Origin of the sequence: Streptomyces sp. NPDC049040 (genome assembly GCF_043197715.1) — a bacterium.
Taxonomy (GTDB): Bacteria; Actinomycetota; Actinomycetes; order Streptomycetales; family Streptomycetaceae; genus Actinacidiphila.
The window spans coordinates 1-14113 of sequence record NZ_JBICTO010000029.1; the positions used below are offsets into that span (position 1 = coordinate 1).

General features: G+C 74.3%; 12 protein-coding genes and 1 tRNA gene. 10 read left to right on the top strand and 3 right to left on the bottom strand.

All coding sequences use genetic code 11. From position 1 onward, the window contains the following. Positions 1-227: 227 nt before the first annotated feature. Positions 228-629: a hypothetical protein gene (locus ACGFMP_RS35390; protein ID WP_393677919.1), complete on the bottom strand. Its 402-nt coding sequence runs from the start codon at positions 627-629 to the stop codon at positions 228-230. A 264-nt stretch (positions 630-893) separates the two neighbouring features. Continuing rightward, on the bottom strand, positions 894-2534 hold the full coding sequence (locus ACGFMP_RS35395) for an ABC-F family ATP-binding cassette domain-containing protein (protein WP_393677921.1): 1641 nt from the start codon (positions 2532-2534) through the stop codon (positions 894-896). 194 nt (positions 2535-2728) lie between these two features. Here ACGFMP_RS35395 and ACGFMP_RS35400 point away from each other — a divergent pair, with 194 nt between their 5' ends. From ACGFMP_RS35400 to ACGFMP_RS35435, 8 genes are all read left to right on the top strand, one after another. After that, positions 2729-3691, top strand: coding sequence for an acyl-ACP desaturase (locus tag ACGFMP_RS35400; RefSeq protein WP_393677923.1), 963 nt, complete (start codon positions 2729-2731; stop codon positions 3689-3691). Between the two features lie 829 nt (positions 3692-4520). After that, positions 4521-5312 (top strand): TIGR03084 family metal-binding protein, encoded by a 792-nt coding sequence (locus tag ACGFMP_RS35405; RefSeq protein WP_393677925.1) that lies wholly within the window; start codon positions 4521-4523, stop codon positions 5310-5312. Continuing rightward, complete coding sequence (locus tag ACGFMP_RS35410) at positions 5312-6901, top strand: acyl-CoA carboxylase subunit beta (RefSeq protein ID WP_393677927.1); 1590 nt, start codon at positions 5312-5314, stop codon at positions 6899-6901. Before ACGFMP_RS35405 ends, ACGFMP_RS35410 begins: the two co-directional genes overlap by 1 nt. 46 nt (positions 6902-6947) lie before the next feature. Next, the gene (locus ACGFMP_RS35415) at positions 6948-8945 is read left to right on the top strand and encodes an acetyl/propionyl/methylcrotonyl-CoA carboxylase subunit alpha (protein ID WP_393677929.1); all 1998 of its coding nucleotides are present in this window, start codon (positions 6948-6950) and stop codon (positions 8943-8945) included. Next, positions 8942-10132, top strand: a complete 1191-nt coding sequence (locus ACGFMP_RS35420; RefSeq protein WP_393677931.1) for an acyl-CoA dehydrogenase family protein — start codon at positions 8942-8944, stop codon at positions 10130-10132. The genes ACGFMP_RS35415 and ACGFMP_RS35420 overlap by 4 nt, the downstream gene beginning before the upstream one ends. 82 nt (positions 10133-10214) lie before the next feature. Further along, entirely contained in the window at positions 10215-10955 is a 741-nt protein-coding gene (locus ACGFMP_RS35425; protein ID WP_393677933.1) for an enoyl-CoA hydratase family protein, read from the top strand. After that, positions 10943-11587 carry a TetR/AcrR family transcriptional regulator gene (locus tag ACGFMP_RS35430; protein WP_393677935.1) on the top strand — a complete coding sequence of 215 codons (645 nt, stop codon included), beginning with the start codon at positions 10943-10945 and terminating at the stop codon, positions 11585-11587. Before ACGFMP_RS35425 ends, ACGFMP_RS35430 begins: the two co-directional genes overlap by 13 nt. Positions 11588-11668: 81 nt before the next feature. Beyond that, positions 11669-11950, top strand: coding sequence for a DUF6343 family protein (locus tag ACGFMP_RS35435; RefSeq protein ID WP_393677937.1), 282 nt, complete (start codon positions 11669-11671; stop codon positions 11948-11950). 57 nt (positions 11951-12007) lie between these two features. On the opposite strand, the gene ACGFMP_RS35440 is transcribed toward ACGFMP_RS35435, so the two are convergent. Continuing rightward, a tRNA-Met gene (locus tag ACGFMP_RS35440) sits at positions 12008-12081 on the bottom strand. Between the two features lie 119 nt (positions 12082-12200). On the opposite strand from ACGFMP_RS35440, the gene ACGFMP_RS35445 reads away from it, so the two are divergent. Continuing rightward, the gene (locus ACGFMP_RS35445; protein WP_393677939.1) at positions 12201-13130 is read left to right on the top strand and encodes a pseudouridine-5'-phosphate glycosidase; all 930 of its coding nucleotides are present in this window, start codon (positions 12201-12203) and stop codon (positions 13128-13130) included. Next, positions 13127-14017, top strand: coding sequence for a carbohydrate kinase family protein (locus tag ACGFMP_RS35450; RefSeq protein ID WP_393677941.1), 891 nt, complete (start codon positions 13127-13129; stop codon positions 14015-14017). Before ACGFMP_RS35445 ends, ACGFMP_RS35450 begins: the two co-directional genes overlap by 4 nt. Positions 14018-14113: the final 96 nt, after the last annotated feature.

Sequence of the window (14113 nt, forward strand, 5' to 3'; positions counted from 1 at the left end):
GCCTCACCCCCTACATCGGCCAGACCATCGCCCTGAAGTTCACCGGCACCGAGGACACCTCACTCGCCACCTCCTTCCTGATCGACGACACCGCCCTCAACGTCAGCTGAACCGACACCGGCGCACACCCGCGCCGCAGGGCAGCGCATGAGCGGAGGACCCGGACCGGCCCCCACTGCCGGCCCGGGCCCTCCGCCGTCCCGGGCTCACCCTGTCGCCCGGGGCGCTCATCGGACGTCGACCGTGATGCTCCAGCCCACGATCGCCAGGCAGGACACCTTGCCCGGCTCGTCGGGGCAGGCCCGCCGGGTGCCGCCAAGGGTGGCCTCGCCCACGGCGGCACCCCGGTAGACGCCTGGTGCGACCTCGGTCAGCGCCTCCCCCGACTCGGACGCGGCCTTCACTCCGGAATCGAGGCGCAGCGTCAGCGTGCTGCCGACGCTCAGGCAGATCTCGCCCGGCGTGTCCTTGCTCGACAGATCGAGCACGACGTCGCCGCAGTCCGCCGAGAGGTCCGTGCCGCCGGCCGGATCGTGCGGCACCACCCGCACCCCGGCCGCCGAGCCGCAACCGGACGCCAGCACGGCGGCCGCGCCCGCCGCGGCGACGGCACGTATCGGATGGCGCATCACCGTCCTCCTCCCAGCGACCGTTCGTCCTCGGTCAAGGGTGGGACGCAGCCGACGCCGATCGGGTTCCCCGCCGCCCGGCGGCCAGGTCAGCGCTCGGTGACCGGCGCGACGGCAGCCGGGTCAGCAGGGTGGGATCCGGCCGTCCGACCCGCCGCCCCGCGGCCTGGTCAGCGCTCGGTGATCCGGCCGTCCGACCCGCCGCCCCGCGGCCTGATCAGCACTCGGTGATCCGGCCGTCCGACCCGCCGCCCCGCGGCCTGATCAGCGCTCGGTGATCCGGCCGTCCGCGACCTCGATCCGCCGGGTGGTCTGCACCGCGTCCAGCATCCGCCGGTCGTGGGTGACCAGCAGCAGGGTGCCCTGATACGCCGCCAGGGCCTCCTCCAGCTGCTCGATCGCCGGCAGGTCGAGGTGGTTGGTGGGCTCGTCGAGCACCAGCAGGTTGACCCCGCGGGCCTGGAGCAGCGCCAGCGCCGCACGGGTGCGCTCCCCGGGCGACAAGGTGGCGGCGGGCCGCAGCACATGGTCGGCCTTGAGCCCGAACTTCGCCAGCAGGGTGCGGATCGCGGCCGGGTCCAGGTCGGGCGCGGGACCGCGGAAGGCGTCGAGCAGCGGCTCGTCGCCGCGGAAGAGGCCGCGCGCCTGGTCGACCTCGCCGACCAGCACCCCGGGGCCGAGCGCGCTGCGGCCCTCGTCCAGCGGCAGCCGGCCGAGCAGCGCCGCCAGCAGCGTCGACTTGCCCGAGCCGTTGGCGCCGGTGATCGCGATCCGGTCGGCCCAGTCGATCTGGAGGTCGACAGGGCCGAAGGCGAAGTCGCCGCGGCGGACCCGGGCACCGCTCAGGGTGGCCACCACCGCGCCGGCCCTGGGCGCCGCGGCGATCTCCATCCGCAGCTCCCACTCCTTGCGCGGCTCCTCGACCTTGTCGAGGCGCTCGATCAGCCGCTCGGTCTGCCGGGCCTTCGCCGCCTGCTTCTCGCTGCCCTCGGCGCGCGCCTTGCGGGCGATCTTGTCGTTGTCCGGGGCCTTGCGCAGCGCGTTGCGGGTGCCCTTGTCCATCCAGCCGCGCTGCATGCGCGCCCTCGCCTCGAGGCCCGCCTTGGTGTCGGCGTACTCGTCGTACTCCTCCCTGGCGTGCCGGCGGGCGGTGGCGCGCTCCTCCAGGTACGAGGCGTATCCGCCGCCGTAGACGGCGACCTGCTGCTGTGCCAGGTCCAGCTCCACCACCCTGGTGACCGTACGGGTGAGGAATTCCCTGTCATGGCTGACCAGGACGGTGCCGGCGCGCAGCCCGGTGACGAACTTCTCCAGCCGCTCCAGACCGTCGAGGTCCAGGTCGTTGGTCGGCTCGTCGAGCAGGAAGACGTCGTAGCGGCTGAGCAGCAGGGAGGCGAGCCCGGCGCGGGCGGCCTGGCCGCCGGACAGCGCGTACATCTCCTGGTCCAGGCTGATGCCCAGGCCCAGCGACGCGGCGGCCTCCTCCGCCCTCTCGTCCAGGTCGGCGCCGCCCAGCGCGAGCCAGCGCTCCAGGCCGACCGCGTAGGCGTCGTCCGCGCCCGGCGCCCCGTCCACCAGCGCCTGCGTGGCGGTGTCCAGCGCGGTCTGCGCCGCGGCGACCCCGGTCCTGCGGGCCAGGAAGTCCCGCACGGTCTCCCCGTTGTCCCTGCGGTCCGGCTCCTGTGGCAGATGGCCGACGGTGGCGGTGGCCGGGCTGAGCCGCAGCGTGCCGTCCTCCGGCGTGTCGAGACCGGCGAGCAGCCGCAGCAATGTCGACTTTCCGGCGCCGTTGGCGCCGACGAGACCGACGACGTCCCCGGGCGCGACCACCAGGTCGAGGCCCGAGAACAGCGCGCGGTCGCCGTGTCCTGCGGCGAGATTCCTGGCTACGAGGGTGGCACTCATCAGGCCCAGGATCCTATCGGCTGCCGGCACCTGCGACGACGGGATAATCCGCGGCACGGTCCTCGCAGGTAGGCGGATGGGTTGCCTTCTTACGCAGGCTTAACCTACGGTTGCGTAACTTACGACAGCGTAGGTGTCCCCGTTTCCCTCCGCAGTCCCCCCTCCCGTCCCCTCTCCCGTCCCCAGGAGCACCCGTGACCGTTACCTCGACCCACCTCGCCCGACCCGACGTCTGGAGCGACACCGCGCTGCTCTACGCGCTGGAAGAGGTGGTCGAGCGCGAGCTCAACCGGCATCTGGGGGTGGCCAAGGAATGGATGCCGCACGAGTACGTGCCGTGGAGCGACGGCCGCAACTTCGACGGCATCATGGACGGCGAGGCGTGGGCGCCCGACCAGTCCAAGGTCTCCGCGGTCGGCCGGATAGCTCTTGTGGTCAATCTGCTGACCGAGGACAACCTGCCCAGCTACCACCACGAGATCGCCACGATCTTCGGCCGCGACGGCGCGTGGGGCACGTGGGTCCACCGCTGGACCGCGGAGGAGGGCAGGCACGCGATCGTGATGCGCGACTACCTGCTCACCAGCAGGGCCGTCGACCCGGTCGAGCTCGAGCGCTTCCGCATGATGCACATGTCCGAGGGCTTCGAGCACGACCACCGGCACAGCATGCTGCACTCGGTCGCCTACGTGGCCTTCCAGGAGCTCGCCACCCGGGTGTCGCACCGCAACACCGGCCACGAGTCCGGTGACCCGGTGTGCGACCGCATGCTCGCCAGGATCGCCACCGACGAGAACCTGCACATGGTCTTCTACCGGAACCTGCTGGCCGCCTCGCTCCAGCTCGCGCCCGACCTGGCGATGCAGGCCATCCGCGACGTCGTCGTCGCCTTCCGCATGCCGGGCCACGGCATGCCCGGCTTCGAGCGGGCCGCCGCGCGGATGGCCATCGGCGGCATCTACAACCTGCGGATCCACCACGACGACGTGCTGCAGCCGGTGCTGAGGCACCTGAAGGTGCTGGAGGTCTCCGGGCTGGGCCCCGAAGGCCTCAAGGCCCAGGAGGAGCTCGGCCTCTTCATGGGCGGGCTGAACGAACAGGCGGTGCGGTTCGACACCAAGCGCGCCACTCTTCTGGCGCGGCGCGCCAAGTCCTGACCTTCCGCTGGTCGTGGCGGGCGTGGGGCTCCGGCCCCACGTCCCCCTGGCGGGGGGCCCTTGCGGTGCGCCGGCAGCCGCCGCGGCGTCGTCGCTGGGGCGCCGTTCCCCGCGCCCCTGGCGGGGTGCCCCTCGCGGTGCGTGAATATCCGCGGGGCCACGGGGGTTCTCGCACCCCTCACAGGGTGCGCCTCGCCGTGCGTGAGTATCCGCTGCCGCGTCGTGGCTGAGCGCGCCGTTCCTCGCACCCCTGGCGGGGTGCCCCTCACGGTGCGTGAGTATCCGCGGGGCCACGGGGGTTCTCGCACCCCTCACGGGGTGGGCCTCGCCGTGCGTGAGTATCCGCGGGGCCACGGGGGTTCTCGTGCCCCTCACGGGGTGCCCCTCGCCGTGCGTCGGCAGCCGCCGCCGCGTCGTCGCTGGGCGCGCCGTTCCTCGCACCCCTGGCGGGGTGCCCCTCGCCGTGCGTGAGTATCCGCGGGGCCACGAGGGTTCTCGCACCCCTCACGGGGTGCCCCTTGCCGTGCGTCGGTAGCCGCCGCCGCATCGTCGCTGAGCGCGCCGTTCCTCGCACCCCTCACGGGGTGCCCCTCGCGGTGCGTCGGCAGCCGCCGCCGCGTCGTGGCTGAGCGCGCCGTTCCTCGCACCCCTGGCGGGGTGCCCCTTGGGGTGTGTCGGTAGCCGCAGCGGCGTCGTGGATGGGGGCGCTGTTCCTCGCGCTCCTGGCAGGGGGGCTTGGGGGGCGGGAAAAAAATCAAGCGTGCGGGCTTGAATGATTCGGGGTGGGCTGGGAGCCTCGGGGGCCACGCCTACGCAGGGGGTGCTGCTCATGCACATGCCCGTCCTGGAGGACCTGACCGCAGAGAGCGCGGAGCTCGACGCGCTGGTGGCCGGGCTGGATCCGGCAGGCTGGGGTCAGCGGACCCCGGCCGAGGGCTGGACGATCGCGCACCAGATCGCCCATCTGGCCTGGACCGATCGCCGCGCCCTGATGGCGGTCCTCGACCCCGACGGCTTCGCCCGCGAGTTCGAGGTCGCGGCAGCCCACTTCGACACCTACGTCGACATGGGTGCCCGGCGGGGCGCGGAAATGCCCCCGGGTGAGTTGCTCGCGCGCTGGCGGGAGGGCCGCGCCCGGCTCGGGGAGGTGCTGGCGGCGCAGCCGCAAGGGGTTCGCTTCGGGTGGTTCGGACCGCCGATGAGCACCGCGTCGATGGCCACGGGCCGGCTGATGGAGACCTGGGCGCACGGCGAGGACGTGGCCGACGCCCTCGGGGTGCGCCGTGAGCCGACCGCCCGGCTGCGGCACGTCGCCCGGATCGGCGTCCGCGCGCGGGACTTCGCCTTCGCCGTGCACGGCAGGCCCGCCCCCGCCGAGGAGTTCCGGGTCGAACTGACCGCTCCCGACGGCTCGTCATGGGACTTCGGTCCGGCGGACGCCACCCAGCGGGTGACCGGGCCCGCGCTCGACTTCTGCCTGCTGGCCGTGCGCCGCAGGCACCGCGACGACGTGGCCCTGCTTGCGGAGGGCCCGGACGCCGACGTCTGGCTGTCGCTGGTGCAGGCCTTCGCGGGGCCGCCGGGCGCCGACCGGCCGCCGTCCAGGGGGGCAACGGCCTGATGACCGTACTCGACGTCGGCGGCCCCGACTTCGCCGAGCGCGCCGCCGCGATGACCGCGCGCCTCGGGGAACTGGCCGCGGCCCACGCCGACGCGCTGGCCGGCGGCGGCCCGAAGTACCAGGAGCGGCACCGCGCCCGCGGCAAGCTGCTCGCCCGGGAGCGGATCGAGCTGCTGCTCGACCCGGACACGCCCTTCCTCGAACTGTCCGCGCTCGCCGGTTGGGGCAGCGACTTCGCCACCGGCGCCTCCCTGGTCACCGGGATCGGGGTGATCGAGGGCACCGAGTGCATGGTGACCGCCAACGACCCGACGGTGCGCGGTGGTTCGAGCAACCCGTGGACGTTGAAGAAGGCGCTGCGGGCCAACGAGATCGCCTTCGCCAACCGGCTTCCCGTGGTGAGCCTGGTGGAGTCGGGCGGCGCCGATCTGCCCAGCCAGAAGGAGATCTTCATACCCGGCGGCGCCCTCTTCCGTGATCTGACCCGGCTGTCGGCGGCCGGAATCCCGACGATCGCGGTGGTCTTCGGCAATTCGACCGCGGGCGGCGCCTACATCCCGGGGATGTCGGACCACGTGATCATGGTGAAGGAGCGCGCGAAGGTCTTCCTCGGCGGCCCGCCGCTGGTGAAGATGGCGACCGGCGAGGAGAGCGACGACGAGTCGCTGGGCGGCGCCGACATGCACGCCAGGATCTCAGGACTGGCCGACCACTTCGCGCTGGACGAGCCGGACGCGCTGCGTACCGCACGCCGGGTGGTGGCGCGGCTCAACATCCGCAAGCCGGGGCCTGGTCCGCGACCCGACCCGGAGCCGCCGCTCTTCGACCCGGCGGACCTGCTGGGCATCGTGCCGGGCGATCTGCGCACCCCCTTCGACCCGCGCGAGGTGATCGTGCGGATCGCGGACGGTTCGGCCTTCGACGAGTTCAAGCCGCTGTACGGGCCGAGCCTGGCGACCGGCTGGGCGCAGGTGCACGGCTATCCGGTCGGCATCCTCGCCAACGCGCAGGGTGTGCTGTTCAGCGCGGAGTCGCAGAAGGCCGCGCAGTTCATCCAGTTGGCGAACCAGCGGGACATCCCGCTGCTGTTCCTGCACAACACCACCGGCTACATGGTGGGCCGGCAGTACGAGCAGGGCGGCATCATCAAGCACGGCGCGATGATGATCAACGCGGTGTCCAACTCGCGGGTCCCGCACATCTCGGTGCTGATGGGCGCGAGTTACGGAGCCGGGCACTACGGCATGTGCGGGCGGGCCTTCGAGCCGCGCTTCCTGTTCTCCTGGCCGAGCGCCAAGTCCGCGGTGATGGGGCCGAGCCAGCTCGCCGGGGTGCTGTCGATCGTCGCCCGGCAGTCGGCGGCGGCGCGCGGACTGCCGTACGACGAGGACGCGGACGCCGGCCTGCGGGCGGCGGTGGAGCAGCAGATCGAGGCGGAGTCGCTGCCGATGTTCCTGTCGGGGCGGCTCTACGACGACGGCGTGATCGACCCGCGCGACACCCGGACGGTGCTGGGCATGTGCCTGTCGGCCGTGCACGGGGCGCCGGTCGAGGGCGCGCGGGGCGGTTTCGGGGTCTTCCGTATGTGACGGCTTCCCGCGGGCGGTCGGCGGGCGATGGGGAGGGGGCGGGCCGATGGGCACGCCGATCGGTTCTGTGCTGGTGGCCAACCGGGGCGAGATCGCCCGGCGGGTCTTCCGCACCTGCCGCGGGCTGGGCATCGCCACGGTCGCGGTGCATTCGGACGCCGACGAGGGCGCCGCGCACGTACGGGAGGCCGACGCCGCTGTACGGCTGCCCGGTGACACGGCCGCCGACACCTACCTGCGGGCGGATCTGCTGGTGGCCGCGGCCCTGTCCGCGGGCGCCGACGCGGTGCACCCGGGCTACGGCTTCCTGTCGGAGAGCGCCGATTTCGCCCGGGCGGTCGAGGCGGCGGGGCTGGTGTGGATCGGGCCGCCCGCGGCGGCGGTCGAGGCGATGGGGTCCAAGACCAGGGCCAAGGAGCTGATGTCGGCGGCCGGTGTACCGGTCTTCGCGGCGCTCGACCCGGCTGCGGTGACCGCGGCGGATCTGCCGCTGCTGGTGAAGGCCGCGGCGGGCGGCGGCGGGCGCGGCATGCGGGTGGTACGTGATGTGGCCTCCTTGGAGGGGGAGTTGTCGGCGGCGCGGGCCGAGGCCGCGGCGGCCTTCGGCGACGGGGAGGTCTTCGTCGAGCCGTACGCGGAGGGTGCCCGGCACGTCGAGGTGCAGCTGCTCGCCGACGCGCACGGCACGGTGTGGGTGCTGGGCGACCGGGACTGCTCGCTTCAGCGGCGGCACCAGAAGGTGATCGAGGAGACCCCGGCGCCCGGTCTTGCCGCGCCGCTGCGCACAGCGCTGCACGAGGCGGCGGTCAGCGCGGCCCGCTCGATCGGCTACCGGGGCGCGGGCACCGCGGAGTTCCTGGTCTCGGCCGACGGCCGTCCGTACTTCCTGGAGATGAACACCCGCCTCCAGGTGGAGCATCCGGTCACCGAGTGCGTCACCGGGCTCGACCTGGTGGCGTGGCAGATCAGGATCGCCGAGGGCGCCGCACTGCCGCAGCGGCCGCCGCAGCCGCGAGGCCACGCGGTGGAGGCCCGGCTGTGCGCGGAGGACCCGGCGCGCGGCTGGCAGCCGCAGCCGGGGGTGCTGCACCTGCTCGACGTGCCGGGCGTGGACGCGCGGTTCACGGTGCCGCCGGGGCGCGAGTCGGGGCTGCGACTGGATTCCGGGGTGGTCGGCGGGGAGCGGATCGGGGTGCACTACGACCCGATGCTGGCCAAGCTGATCGCGTGGGCGCCGACCCGCGCCGAGGCGGTACGCCGGCTGGCGCACGCCCTGGAGCGGGCCCGCCTGCACGGCCCGGTCACCAACCGGGACCTGCTGGTCCGTGCGCTGCGGCACCCGGACTTCGCCGCCGCCCGGCTGGACACCTCCTTCCTCGAACGCCACGCCGCCGCGCTCGGCCTCGCCCCCGAGCCCGAGCCCGCGGACGGCACCGAGCGCATCGCGGCGCTGGCCGCGGCGCTCGCCGACGCGGCCCGGCGCACGGGCGCGGCCGGCGCGCCGGTGCCGGTACGCCTCGGCGGGTGGCGGAACGTCCCTTCGCAGCCTCAGCTGAAGCGCTACCGGAGCGAGCCCGGCGGGCGGACGTACGACATCGGCTACCGGCTGGACCGGGACGGCCTCACGGCGGACGGCTTCGAGGGCACACGGCTGGTGCGCGCCGACGCCGGCCGGGTGGCGCTGGAGACCGGCGGTGTCCTGCGGACCTTCGAGGTCACCGCCTATCCGGAACGGACCTTCGTGGACTCGCCGTTCGGGTCGGCGGCCTTCACGGTGCTGCCGCGCTTCCCCGACCCCGAGCAGTCCGCGGCGCCGGGTTCGCTGCGGGCGCCGATGCCCGGGACGGTCGTCAGGACCGCGGGGCTCGCCCCCGGCGACCGGGTCGAGGCGGGGCAGCCGCTGCTGTGGCTCGAGGCCATGAAGATGGAGCACCTGATCGCCGCCCCCGCCGCGGGCACCCTGCTCGAACTCACCGCCGACGTGGGCCGCCAGGTCGAGCTCGGCGCCGTACTCGCCGTCGTCAAGGAGGAGACAGGACCATGAGCACCGTCCGCAGCACCTTCGACAGCGCACTGCTGGAGACCGAGGAGCGGCGCGCCCTGCGCAAGGCCGTCGGCGCGCTGGGCCGCCGCTACGGCCGCGACTACTTCACCGCCGCGGTGAAGGCCGGCAGGCAGACCGACGAGCTCTGGCAGGAGGCGGCGGACCTGGGCTACCTCGGCGTCAACCTGCCCGAGGAGTACGGCGGCGGTGGCGGCGGGCTCGCCGAACTGTCCATCGTGCTGGAGGAGCTGGGTGCGGCGGGCTGCCCACTGCTGCTGCTCATCGTCTCCCCCGCCATCTGCGGCACGGTCATCGCCCGCTTCGGCACCCAGGCGCAGCGGCAGCGCTGGCTGCCGGGGCTCGCGGACGGATCGCTGCGTATCGCGTTCGGCATAACCGAGCCGGACGCCGGGTCCAACTCGCACCGCATCACCACCACCGCCCGCCGCGACCCGGACACCGGGGGCTGGCTGCTGACCGGCCGCAAGGTCTTCGTCTCCGGGGTCGACATCGCCGACGCCACGCTGATCGTCGGCCGCACGGAGGACGCGCGTACCGGCAAGCTCAAGCCGTGCCTCTTCCTCGTCGAACGGGAGACCGCCGGCTTCGACTTCCGGCAGATCGAGATGGAATTGTCCGCGCCGGAGAAGCAGTTCGGGCTGTTCCTCGACGACGTGGCGCTGCCCGCCGACGCGCTGGTCGGGGACGAGGATGCTGGCCTGCTCCAGCTCTTCGCCGGGCTCAACCCCGAACGGATCATGACCGCCGCCTTCTCCCTGGGCATGGGCCGCTACGCCCTGGACCGGGCCGTGGCCTACGCCCGCACCCGGCAGGTCTGGTCGGCGCCCATCGGCGGCCACCAGGCCATCGCCCACCCGCTGGCGCAGGCCCACATCGAGCTGGAACTGGCGCGGCTGATGATGCAGAAGGCCGCCCACCTCTACGACGCGGGCGACGACATGGGCGCGGGCGAGGCCGCGAACATGGCCAAGTACGCGGCGGCGGAGGCCTGCGCGAAGGCCGTCGACCAGGCGGTGCACACCCTCGGCGGCAACGGGCTGACCGCCGAGTACGGTCTTGCCTCGCTGCTGACCGCGTCCCGGGTGGGCCGGATAGCCCCGGTCAGCCGGGAGATGATCCTCAACTTCGTCTCACACCACAGCCTGGGGCTGCCCAAGTCGTACTGAGCGGCATGCCGCCTACCGACCGCCCGCCCGCGGGAAGGCCGGCGGCGGGCGACGCCCGCCGCCCGACGTGAAGGAGTCCGCCGTGACCACCGCACCCCAGGTGCGCCGGCACACCGACCGCGCCGTCACCGTCCTCACCCTGGACTCACCGCACAACCGCAACGCCCTGTCCGCCGCGCTCATCGCCGAGCTGACCGACGCCCTGGACGCCGCGGACGGCGACCCCGGGGTCAGGGCCGTGCTGCTCACCCACACCGGCACCACCTTCTGCTCGGGCGCCGACCTCAGGGCGGACGGCGTGCACCGCGGGCCTGCGCTGCTGGTCGGCCTGATGAGCCGGATCGCCACCCTGTCCAAACCGGTGGTGGCGCGGGCCGACGGCCACGTCAGGGCGGGCGGCCTCGGGCTACTCGCGGCCTGCGACATCGCGGTCGCCGGCAGCGCGGCCACCTTCGCGTTCACCGAGGTACGCCTCGGGCTCGCCGCGTCCGTGGCCTCGCTGCCCGTGCTGGTTCGCGCGGATCCGCGGGCCGCGGCCCGCTACCTGCTCACGGGCGAGACCTTCGACACCGCGGAGGCGGTCAGGATCGGCCTGGTCACCGCCTGGGACGAGGCGCTGGAGGGCATACTCGCCGGGCTGCGGGCGGCGTCCCCGCAGGGGCTCGCGGCGTCGAAGGAGCTCACCGCGGCGGCGCTGCGGGAGACGATCGCGTCGCAGGCGGAGCACCTCCAGCAGCAGAGCGCCCGGCTCTTCGCGTCGGCGGAGGCCGCGGAGGGCGTCAGGGCCGCCATGGAGCGCCGGGACCCGCCATGGGCGCTGTGAGCCCCGTGGCCGGCCGCACGGCCGCAGACCGCTCCCCCAAGCAGGACCGCAGCCGCGCGACCCGGCTGCGCATCCTGGAGGCCGCGGTCTCCTGCCTGGCCGAGCACGGCTGGTCGGGCAGCACGGTCGCGGTCGTCTGCGCCAGGGCCGGGGTCTCCCGCGGTGCGGCGCAGCACCACTTCCCCACCCGGGAGGAACTCTTCACCGCGGCCATCGCCCACATGGCGGAGCAGTGGCTGACCGCGGTGCGCGACCGCGCCCGCGCGCTGCCCCGGGAGGGACCCGACCGTACGTACGCGGTGGTCGACATGCTGGTGGCGGTCCACACCGGGCCGCTTTTCAGGGCCGCCCTGCACCTGTGGACGGCGGCCACCGCGGAGGAGCGGCTGCGCCCGGGGGTGACGGCGCTCGAGGCGCGGATCGGCCGCGAGGCGCATCGCCTCGCGGCCGACTTCCTCGGCGCCGACGAGTCGCGGCCCGGCGTGCGGGAGACCGTGCAGGCGACGCTGGACATGGCCCGCGGCCTGGGCCTGGCCAACCTGCTCAGCGACGACTCCGTCCGGCGCGGCCGTGTCGTCCGGCAGTGGGCCGCCGTCCTCGACCAGGTGCTCCGCGAGCCGCCGGGGCGCTGACCGGGGCGGACGGCCTCCCGGCGGCGCCGCGGTTCCGTCCTGGCGCAGCGGGGTGGATGCTGGAGGGGAGGGAGGCGCGCGATGCGCAGAACCGGATACGAACCGACACAGGCCCGCAGCCCGCTGCGGCTACGGCTGGGTCTGGCCGTGTGCGGCCTGATGTGGGGCATCGGAGCAGCCATCGGCTTCGCGTTCTTCGACCAGCCGGGCTGGGCAGCCCTGTGCGCGGCGATCGCCGCGATCGCCGTCGCGGACTGCGTGATCGTCGTCCGGCGCATCCGGCAGGGGGCACACTTCCAGCCGGGTCGCGACGTTCCGCCCTACCGGCCGGCCGAGCGCAGTGGCGGGCGGCGGCGGCGCTGAGGCGGCCACTGACAGCGGAAGGGCCCGAAGCTTGAGGCTTCGGGCCCTTCCGATTCGTAGCGGGGACAGGATTTGAACCTGCGACCTCTGGGTTATGAGCCCAGCGAGCTACCGAGCTGCTCCACCCCGCGTCGGTGAACATCACACTACGCGTGAGTCGCGCTCACGCCAAATCCATATCGCCGGGTGCACTCCCTCGCGGCCCCGAAGGGGATGTTTGCGGGTGGGCGAGGGGTGCCAGGTAGGGGGCATGGAGAAATCAGGTGTGGCCGGGGTCGTGACCTCGGGCGAGGTCAGGGACGCCCTCAGCCGGCGGCAGCCCGTCGTGGCGCTGGAATCGACGATCATCGCGCACGGGCTGCCGAGGCCGCGCAATCTGCAGGTGGCGCGGGAGCTGGAGGAGATCGTCAGAAAGGCCGGCGCGGTGCCTGCCACCGTCGCGGTGCTCGACGGCGTCCCCCGGGTGGGGTTGACCGATGCGGAGGTCGAGCGGGTCGCCCGGGACCCGGACCTGCGCAAATTCGGCTTCCGCGACCTGGCACCGGCGATGGCGGCCGGCGCGAGCGGTGCGACGACGGTGTCGGGCACGGCGTTCCTGGCGGCCAGGGCGGGGATCCGGGTGTTCGGCACCGGCGGCCTCGGCGGGGTGCACCGCGGCTGGGCGCAGGTGCAGGACGAGTCAGCGGACCTGGCGCTGCTGGCACGTACCCGGATCACCGTGGTGTGCGCGGGCGTGAAGTCGATCCTCGACGTGCCCGCGACGCTGCAGCGGCTGGAGACGCTGGGCGTGGGGGTGCTGGGATTTCGCACCGGCCGCTTCCCCGGCTTCTACCTGACCGACTCGGGCGAGCCGGTGGACTGGACGGTGCGGGAGGCGCGGGAGGTCGCCGCGGTGATGCGTGGCCAGGACGCGCTCGGCGGCCACGACAGCGCGCTGATCGTCGCCAACCCGGTGCCGGCCGACCGCCAGCTGGACCGCGCGCTGCACGACCGGGTGCTGGCCGAGGCGCTCGCGGCGGTGGAGCGCGAGGGGGTCACCGGGCAGGCGATCACGCCCTTCCTGCTCGGGTATCTGACCGAGCACACAAAGGGCGCGTCGCTCGAGGCGAACCTCGCGGCGGTCCGCGGCAACGTCGCGCTCGCGGGGGACATCGCCGTCGCCTGGTCGCGGCAGCGGTGAGCGGCGCGGGGCGCGGCCTGCTGGTGGTCGGCGACGTGGTGACCGACGTGGTGGCCAGGCACGCGGAGCCGCTGGCCGCGGATACCGACACCGCGGCCCGTATCGCGGTGCTGCCCGGTGGCGCGGGCGCGAACGTGGCGTACCGGGGTGCGCCCGGGGTGCGGCTGCTGGCCAGGGCGGGGGCGGACTCGGCGGACTGGCACCGCGCGGCCCTGACGGCGGCGGGCGTCGAGGCGGCGCTGCGGGTCGACGGGGAGCGGCCCACCGCGGTGGTGATCGCGCTGGTCGGCGCAGACGCGGAACGCACCCTGGTCACCGACAGCGGCGCCGCCTTCCGGCTCGGCCCCGCCGACTGGGACGAGGCGCTGCTCGACGGGGTCGGCCACGTCCACCTGTCCGGCTACCTGTTCTTCTGCGAGCCGGGCCGCGAACTTGCCGCCGTGGTCGGCAAGGCCGCCCGCGCCCTGGGCCTTCCGGTGAGCGTCGACCCGGCGTCCGCCGGCTTCCTGCGCGGCCTCGGCGTGCCGCGCTTCCTGGACCTGGTGTCGGACGCGGATCTGCTGTTGCCCAACGAGGCCGAGGCGGCGCTGCTGTCCGGTACGGCGGAACCGGCGGCAGCGGCCGCCCGGTTGAGCCGCTGCGGCGGGACCGTGGTGGTGACGCTGGGCGCGGGCGGCGCGCTGGCCGCGCACGGCGGACGCGTCACCGCGCGTACGCCGGCCGTGGCGGCGACCGCCGTCGACAGCACGGGGGCGGGCGACGCCTTCACCGGCGGGCTGCTCGCCGCCCGGCTGGCCGGCGCGGATCCGGCGGCGGCGCTGGCGGCCGGCTGCGCGGCGGGCGCCGCCGCGGTGGAGGTGGTCGGCGGACGGCCGCGCCTGCCGTGATCCGCGCGCCGCGGCCGTGACGCCCGGGGCCGAGCGCCGAACAGCCGTCCGACGGCGGCTATATGCTGAGGCGCACAACGGGACGGGGTGGTCAGG

Excerpts from the sequence above, each read along its gene's own strand:
- ACGFMP_RS35390 (WP_393677919.1), bottom strand. The coding sequence starts at position 629 with ATGCGCCATCCGATACGTGCCGTCGCCGCGGCGGGCGCGGCCGCCGTG.
- ACGFMP_RS35395 (WP_393677921.1), bottom strand. The coding sequence starts at position 2,534 with ATGAGTGCCACCCTCGTAGCCAGGAATCTCGCCGCAGGACACGGCGAC.
- ACGFMP_RS35405 (WP_393677925.1), top strand. The coding sequence starts at position 4,521 with ATGCACATGCCCGTCCTGGAGGACCTGACCGCAGAGAGCGCGGAGCTC.
- ACGFMP_RS35410 (WP_393677927.1), top strand. The coding sequence starts at position 5,312 with ATGACCGTACTCGACGTCGGCGGCCCCGACTTCGCCGAGCGCGCCGCC.
- ACGFMP_RS35415 (WP_393677929.1), top strand. The coding sequence starts at position 6,948 with ATGGGCACGCCGATCGGTTCTGTGCTGGTGGCCAACCGGGGCGAGATC.
- ACGFMP_RS35420 (WP_393677931.1), top strand. The coding sequence starts at position 8,942 with ATGAGCACCGTCCGCAGCACCTTCGACAGCGCACTGCTGGAGACCGAG.
- ACGFMP_RS35430 (WP_393677935.1), top strand. The coding sequence starts at position 10,943 with ATGGGCGCTGTGAGCCCCGTGGCCGGCCGCACGGCCGCAGACCGCTCC.
- ACGFMP_RS35435 (WP_393677937.1), top strand. The coding sequence starts at position 11,669 with ATGCGCAGAACCGGATACGAACCGACACAGGCCCGCAGCCCGCTGCGG.
- ACGFMP_RS35445 (WP_393677939.1), top strand. The coding sequence starts at position 12,201 with ATGGAGAAATCAGGTGTGGCCGGGGTCGTGACCTCGGGCGAGGTCAGG.